Raw genomic sequence first — 7,158 nt, 5'->3', positions numbered from 1 at the left:
AGATGAGGTCTCCCTCCCAGTGATGGGGTAAGGCTCCCGGTAGATGATCGGGTTGATAGGCCGGAGGTGGAAGCGCGGTAACGTGTGGAGCTGACCGGTACTAATAGGCCGAGGACTTGACCACAAAGCAGACTTTCAAGTTTTTGCTCGCGTCCACTAGGCAATTCTGAGACAGCAAACAGGCTGTTTCGGAGGGTTACGGCGGTTATGGCGGGAAGGAAACACCCGGTTACATTCCGAACCCGGAAGTTAAGCTTCTCTGCGCCGATGGTACTGCACTCGGGAGGGTGTGGGAGAGTAGGTCGCCGCCGGACAATCTTTGTGGGGGGTTCGACGCTTCGAGCGTCGGACCCCCCTTTTTTGCGTTGGTGAGGCTTCACGTGTGGTGCGTGGGGCCTTTTCTTGTGTTGTGCGTGGGTCGGGTTTTCGCTGGTGGGGTTCTGGACAGTTGCCCGCGTACCCGGGCACCCTGGGGTCGCAAGGGGCCGCTGTTGACCTGGGTGGTCGTGTGCGAATGTTCGCCCGGCGTCAGGAGTGCTGTGCGCGGTCAGTAGGGTTGAGGGGTGGATTTTCGTGCGGTTGAACGTGCGATCATGGAGCGTGGCGTCGAGTGGGATTTCGAGCCGACGCTCGACAGGATCGCGGCCCTGCTGGATGTGCTCGGATCGCCGCAGCGGGCGTACCCGGTCATACACATCGCCGGCACCAACGGGAAGACGAGCACGGCGCGGCTGACGGAGGCGCTGCTCAAGGAGCGCAATCTGCGGGTGGGGCGGTTCACCAGTCCTCATCTCACGTCGATGCGCGAGCGGATCACCGTTGACGGGGAGCCGTTGAGCGAGGAGCGGTTCAGCCAGGTCTACGAGGAGATCATCCCGTACGTCGAGCTGACCGACGCGCAGGGACCGCGGCGCATCCAGTTCTTCGAGATGCTGACGGCGATGGCGTTCGCGGCGTTCGCGGACACGCCGGTTGACGTCGCCGTGGTCGAGGCGGGCATGGGCGGGTCCTGGGACGCCACGAACGTCGCAGACGGTCTCGTGTCCGTGATCACGCCTATCTCGCTGGACCACATGGACCGGCTGGGGCCGGACATTCCGAGCATCGCGTCCGAGAAGGCGGGCATCATCAAGCCCGGCACCACGGCCGTGCTCGCGCAGCAGGAGTTGGCCGCGGCCGAGGTGCTGATGCGGCGCGCGGCCGAGGTGGGGGCGGTCGTGGCGCGGGAAGGGCTCGAGTTCGGGGTGCTCAACCGTGAGGTGGCGATCGGCGGGCAGCTGCTCACCCTGCGCGGGCTCAAGGGGGTATACGACGAGGTCTACCTGCCGCTCTACGGGGCCCACCAGGCGAGCAACGCCGTCTGCGCGCTGGCCGCGGCCGAGGCACTGACCGGCGGTGACGATCCGCTGGACGGGGACCTGGTGCGTCAGGCGTTCGCGCAGGCGTCCTCGCCCGGGCGGATGGAGGTCGTGCGGCGCAGCCCGACGGTGGTGCTGGACGCCGCGCACAACCCCGGCGGCATGCAGGCCACCCTGGAGGGGCTGCACGAGGCGTTCGACTTCGCCAAGGTCATCGGCGTGGTCGCGGTCATGCGCGACAAGGACGTGGACGCGCTGCTGGAGTTGCTGGAGCCGATGCTCGACGAGATCATCGTCACGCGTAACTCCTCGCCGCGCTCGATGTCCGCCGAGGAGCTGGGTGCCCTGGCCGAGCCGCTGTTCGGCGAGGACCGGGTGCACGTCGTCGAGCGCCTGGACGAGGCCATCGACCAGGGCATCGGCCTCGCGGACTCCGAGGGCGAGTTCAGCGGCACCGGGGTGCTCATCACCGGGTCCGTCGTCACGGCGGGAGATGCGCGGTTGCTGCTCAATGCGGATGGTTCGCGATGAACTTCCAGGTCACGCCGGGCATGCGCAGGCTTGGTGCCTCGGTGCTCGGCATGGAGGCGATCGTGGCGGGCCTGATCACGCCCGTGGCGATCACGGTGAACGGGGTCACGCCGGCGCTCGCGGTGACCGTCGGCATCGGGCTGGCGGTGCTCTGCGTCGTCGTCGCGGGGCTGCTCAAGCGGCCTTTCGGCTATATCGCCGGTAGCGTGGTGCAGGTGCTGGCGATCTGCACGGGCTTCCTGGTGACGGCCATGTTCTTCCTCGGCGCGATCTTCACGGCACTATGGATCACTGCCATTATCGTCGCTCGGCGTGTCGAAGGCGCTACTACCCGCTAAAGTCGGCCTACATGGCCGTCCCCCCTATCCAGCGGTCGCCATCCGCGGCCGGCCCAAGACTTCCGTGGGTGCTCGACGTGGTGCTCGGGCTCCTCATCGTGGCCGCGCTGCCGCTGGCGATCCTCACGATCCCCAACACGCTCTCCGTCGTCGCGCGCCTGCTGCCCGGCGACATCGACCAGGTGGCGCTGCTGCGCACGCACGGGCTGGCGTTGCCCGCGCTGATGCTGACCGTGCCGCTCGCGGGCGCGGCTCTGCGCCGGTTCAAGGCCGTTCACCTCATTCTCGCCGGGCTGGTGCTGATCGCCGCTTCCGACGCGGCGGCAGGGTATGCGGGCTCAGAGTTCCTGGTCGGGGTCGTACGGGTGCTGCGGGGCGTGGGCGCGGGCATCGTCCTGCCGGCCACGCTGGCCGCCGTCTGGGACCGGGTGCCGGCGTTGCGGGCGCTGTGGGTGGGCGTGTTCAGCCTGAGCCTGCTGGTGGCCCAGGCGCTGGCCCTGTGGCCGCTCGACGGCGTGAGCGACTGGAAGGTCACGCTGCAGCCGTACCCGATGGTGACGGGGGTCGCGCTGGGCCTGGCGGCGGCGTACCTGGTGGTCGGGATGGTGTTCGGCCGGGCGGTCGAGGCCGGTCCTCAGGTCGGCGAGCGGCCCCGGTTGCTCCTGGCGGTCTTGCCCGCCGGTGGCATCGCGGTCGTGGCCATCAGCACCGCGACCGAGGGGTGGCGGGCCGTTCCGGTGTTCCTGCTGGCCGGGCTGGCGGTGGTCGGGCTGCTGGCGCTGGCCTCGTTCGGCGCGCCGGAGAGCCGCACGCCGGCGTACGTGATGGTGGCGGTGGGGGTCGTGCTGCTGCCCAGCGCCGCGCAGGTGACGCTGGTGGAGATGGGCGGGCTCGGCGGGCCCGGACTGCGGGGACTGTGGGTGCCGTACGGGGTGGCGGGGGTGCTGGCCGTCGGGGCTTCCGTGCTGGTGCGGCGGTACGCGCCGGCCGCCGGGCGGTGGCTGGCTCCTCTCGGGTTGTTGTCGATGGTGGCGGGGCTCTGCTCCGTGCGGCTGCTGGTGCCCTCGGCCGACGGGCTGGTGCTGGTGGTGCCGTTCGTGCTGCTGGCCGTGGGGGCGGCGGTGGCATTGACGTCGGCGCTGCAGGAGGTGGAGATCGGTGCGGCGGTGTTCGGGCTGTCGTTGTGCGTGGCGGGGGTGCTGGCCGGGTTCCTGCTGGGCACGGGAGTCCAGATGGCGATGCTCGACGGGGTGCGGTCGGCGCAGGAGCTGGTGGACGGCTTCGTGGGGGCGCTGCACTGGTGGGCGTTGATCGGCGGGTTCGTGGTGGTGGGCACCATCGTGCTCGCGGCCGTGCTGGCCCGGCGTTCCGGCGAGGAGGCTTGCGGGGCTCGGGCCGATGATGGGCGGCCCGAGGCGGTGAGCGCCTGCGATGGGGGCACCCTCGATCTCGCGGACGAGGACCGGACCACCGGGGCGATTCCCCGCGTCGTGGTGCCGGTGCCCCCCAGCGGGGCCTTCGGTCAGGCGAGGTCGTTGCCCGAGGAGGAGGGGACGGCCGACCAGGGCGGGACGGTGCCGGCGGTGCCGCCGCAGGCCCATTCGCCCGAGGACGACGCGCCCTCGTGAGGACTTCCGTGGGGAACGCGGGTGGGGTACGGACGGTAAGCTGAGGCACAGCCACGGCGACGCGTGGTCTGGTGCCCGCGAAGCGTCCTGCGGTCAGGCCAGTGCCTGCCGCGACCCCACTCTGTTCGAAGGAGAACGTCAAGTGTCCGAGCGCACTCTTGTCCTGATCAAGCCCGACGGGGTTAAGCGGGGCCTCATCGGTGACGTGGTCGCCCGCGTGGAGCGCAAGGGCCTCAAGGTCGTGGCGATGGACCTGCGCACCCTCGACACCGACACCGCCAAGACGCACTACGCCGAGCACTCCGAGCGGCCGTTCTTCGGCGAGCTGGTCGAGTTCATCACGTCGGGGCCGCTCGTGGCCATGGTGCTGGAGGGCCCGCGTGCCGTGGAGGCCTTCCGCGCGCTGGCCGGCGCCACCGACCCGGTCAAGTCGGCTCCGGGGACGATCCGGGGCGACCACGCTCTGGAGATCGGCGAGAACGTCGTGCACGGGTCCGACTCCCCCGAGTCGGCGGCCAGGGAGATCAAGATCTTCTTCCCGGACCGCTTCTGACCGGTTCCCCTCGCTCCCGGCGCGCCCGTGCAGCTTCGGCTGTGCGGGCGCGCGTTTTTGTCGGTCGGGACCCGTAGGGTTGGGCCCGGATCGGGGGTGGGGAGGATGGATTGGAACGTTCCATCGTTCGATCGGATGTTGTGGTGCAATCCCGGCAAAATTGGGGTTGAGGGAGGGGCTGGAGATTTTTGGGGGGCGCGAAGGCTCATTGCGCTCATCGGTGGGTACGTCACGTTACGATTCGAATTCGATCCGTAGTCATTCGCGAACGACGATACGGAGGGCTCCGTTCCCCATGGGCAGCAAGCTCGCGTTCCTGGGCCGTGACATGGCGGTCGACCTGGGCACCGCCAACACGCTGGTCTACGTGCGCGGCCGGGGCATCGTGCTCAACGAGCCGTCAGTCGTAGCGATCAACACGGTCAGCGGCAAAATCGTAGCGGTCGGCATCGAGGCAAAGAGGATGATCGGCCGCACACCTGGCAACATCGTCGCGGTACGCCCGCTCAAGGACGGCGTGATCGCGGACTTCGACGTCACCGAGCGGATGTTGCGATATTTCATCCAAAGAGTGCATAGACGTCGCCATTTCGCCAAGCCACGCATCATCATCGCCGTTCCGAGCGGCATCACCAGCGTCGAGCAGCGCGCGGTCAAGGAAGCCGGCTACGCGGCGGGCGCCAGAAAGGTCTACATCGTCGAGGAGCCGATGGCGGCCGCCATCGGGGCCGGGCTGCCGGTGCACGAGCCCACCGGAAACATGGTGGTCGACATCGGCGGCGGCACCACCGAGGTGGCGATCATCTCGATGGGCGGCGTGGTCACGAGCCAGTCGATCAGGGTGGGCGGTGACGAGCTCGACCAGGCGGTGATCGCGTTCGCCAAGAAGGAATACTCGCTCATGCTCGGCGAGCGCACCGCTGAAGAGATCAAGATGGCCATCGGCTCGGCCGGGCCGGGCCTTGAGGAGTCGCACGCGGAGATCCGCGGCCGTGACCTGGTCAGTGGCCTGCCCAAGACCATCGTCGTGTCGAGCGAGGAGGTCAGGAAGGCCATCGAGGAGCCGGTCAACGCGATCGTGGACACGGTCAGGACCACGCTCGACAAGTGCCCGCCCGAGCTGGCCGGGGACATCATGGACCGCGGCATCGCGCTCACCGGCGGAGGCGCGCTGCTCAAGGGGCTGGATGAGCGGGTGAGGACGGAGACGGGCATGCCGGTGCACCTCGTCGACAACGCCCTCGACTCGGTCGCCATCGGTTCGGGTAAGTGCGCTGAGGAGTTCGAGGCCCTGCAGCAGGTCTTGGTGCCGGAGTCGCGACACTGATGAGAGACTCGCGCCGGGCCAGGCTGATCCTGGGAGCGCTGCTGACGGCAGCGCTGGTCGTCCTGACCATCGACCACCGCACCGGCGAGAGTTCGCCGCTGCATCCGTTGCGCGCGGCCGGGTCGTGGCTGTTCGGCACGGCCGAGAGGTTCGGCGGTGGGGTGGTGCGGCCCGTGGGCGGGTTCATGCAGGCCCTGGTCAGCGCGCCGGAGGCGCAGGAGCGCATCCGCAGGCTCAAGGTGGAGAACTCCCGGCTGCGGGCGGATCTGGTGGCCAGCAAGCTCGACGAGTCCCGGTCCAGGGAGCTGCGGCAGCTGCTGGGGTTGTCGGGGACCGGCGGATACAAGGTGGTCGCGGCCAACGTGGTCGCCAGGCGCGGTCAGCCGGGTTTCGAGGACGCCGTGCAGATCGACGCGGGCACCGTCGACGGCATCCAGCCGGAGATGACCGTGCTCAGCGGCGAAGGGCTGGTCGGGCGGGTCCTCCAGGCGTCGGCACACACCTCGACCGTGGTGCTCCTCAGCGATCCGGCCTCGGCCGCCGGGGCGCGCCTGGAGGACGGCAAGGAGATCGGCGTGGTGCACGGGGTGGGGGAGCAGGGGCGGCTCGTCCAGTTCCGGCTGCTCGACTCGACGGCCTCGCTGGCCAGAGGGGCGCGCATCGTCAGCTTCGGTTCGCAGAACGGTAAGCCGTACGTGCCGGGGGTGCCGATCGGGGTGATCGAGCGGGTGGAGCCCACGCCGGGGGAGCTGACGCGGATCGCGTACGCGCGGCCGTACGCGGATCTGACGGCGCTTGACGTGGTCGGCGTGGTGGTGGAGGCGCCCCAGCGGGATCCCCGGCAGGCGGTGCAGCCGGAGAAGGATCCGAAGAAGCCGAAAGAGCCGAAGGAGAGGCCGCGGTGAGCGGGGTCTGGCGAGCCATCGCGACGATCGGGGGGCGGTTCGGCGGCGTCCGGAGCGGTGAGGGCGTGGTGGTCGGGGCGCTGTCCGACAGGAGGGCGGTCGTCGGGCGGTGGGCTTTCGGGCGGAAGGCGATCGCGGGGCCGTGGCGAGGTGTGCCGTCCGGTGATCGGGGGGTGGCTCGGCGGCGGCGGGGTGAGCTTCGTAGCGAGTGCCGGCGTAGTGGCGCTGTGATGTGGGTTTCGTTCGTGGCGGTTGGCGAGGGTCGGGGGCGGAACGGGGACGTTCGGCGGGCTTCGGGGGACGGTGCCGGTGTTCCTGGCGCTGCTGGGGCTGCATTGGGAATTCGACGTGCTTTTGGGGCTTTCGAGGCTTTTCAAGTTGCTTCCTGTGGTGCTTGGGGGGCAGCTTCCAGTGGGTTGGGTGCTGGGCGCGTTGATGAGGACGGTCCCGGTGGTGGGCAGGGGGAGGCGGAGGGTGGCGCTGGTCGGGTGGTGGTGACCGTGGTGAGCGGCGGGGAG

6 protein-coding genes and 2 rRNA genes are annotated in these 7,158 nt (G+C 69.4%); all 8 read left to right on the top strand.

Annotation, left to right across the window (positions count from 1 at the left end; translation table 11 throughout):
* A 23S ribosomal RNA gene (locus BLS95_RS49225) occupies positions 1-124 on the top strand; the annotation flags it as partial.
* A gap of 73 nt (positions 125-197) precedes the next feature.
* Positions 198-314 (top strand): 5S ribosomal RNA (gene rrf / locus BLS95_RS49220).
* Between the two features lie 279 nt (positions 315-593).
* Positions 594-1,889: a bifunctional folylpolyglutamate synthase/dihydrofolate synthase gene (locus tag BLS95_RS49215; protein ID WP_090946528.1), complete on the top strand. Its 1,296-nt coding sequence runs from the start codon at positions 594-596 to the stop codon at positions 1,887-1,889.
* Positions 1,886-2,227, top strand: a complete 342-nt coding sequence (locus tag BLS95_RS49210) for a DUF4233 domain-containing protein (protein WP_090946527.1) — start codon at positions 1,886-1,888, stop codon at positions 2,225-2,227. Before BLS95_RS49215 ends, BLS95_RS49210 begins: the two co-directional genes overlap by 4 nt.
* Positions 2,228-2,295: 68 nt before the next feature.
* Positions 2,296-3,855, top strand: a complete 1,560-nt coding sequence (locus BLS95_RS49205; protein ID WP_090946526.1) for a hypothetical protein — start codon at positions 2,296-2,298, stop codon at positions 3,853-3,855.
* 142 nt (positions 3,856-3,997) lie between these two features.
* A complete protein-coding gene (ndk, locus tag BLS95_RS49200) occupies positions 3,998-4,408 on the top strand; it encodes a nucleoside-diphosphate kinase (RefSeq protein ID WP_090946525.1) in 411 nt (136 codons plus the stop codon).
* A gap of 295 nt (positions 4,409-4,703) precedes the next feature.
* Positions 4,704-5,735 carry a rod shape-determining protein gene (locus BLS95_RS49195; RefSeq protein ID WP_090946524.1) on the top strand — a complete coding sequence of 344 codons (1,032 nt, stop codon included), beginning with the start codon at positions 4,704-4,706 and terminating at the stop codon, positions 5,733-5,735.
* Positions 5,735-6,640, top strand: coding sequence for a rod shape-determining protein MreC (gene mreC, locus BLS95_RS49190; RefSeq protein WP_090946523.1), 906 nt, complete (start codon positions 5,735-5,737; stop codon positions 6,638-6,640). The genes BLS95_RS49195 and mreC overlap by 1 nt, the downstream gene beginning before the upstream one ends.
* The last annotated feature ends 518 nt before the right edge of the window (positions 6,641-7,158 follow it).

The organism is Nonomuraea jiangxiensis (assembly GCF_900099965.1).
GTDB lineage: Bacteria > Actinomycetota > Actinomycetes > Streptosporangiales > Streptosporangiaceae > Nonomuraea > Nonomuraea jiangxiensis.
This window is presented reverse-complemented; position numbering and strand designations above follow the sequence as displayed.

Coding starts and splice junctions, on each gene's coding strand:
- BLS95_RS49215 (WP_090946528.1), top strand. CDS start 594: ATGGAGCGTGGCGTCGAGTGGGATTTCGAGCCGACGCTCGACAGGATC.
- BLS95_RS49210 (WP_090946527.1), top strand. CDS start 1,886: ATGAACTTCCAGGTCACGCCGGGCATGCGCAGGCTTGGTGCCTCGGTG.
- BLS95_RS49195 (WP_090946524.1), top strand. CDS start 4,704: ATGGGCAGCAAGCTCGCGTTCCTGGGCCGTGACATGGCGGTCGACCTG.
- mreC (WP_090946523.1), top strand. CDS start 5,735: ATGAGAGACTCGCGCCGGGCCAGGCTGATCCTGGGAGCGCTGCTGACG.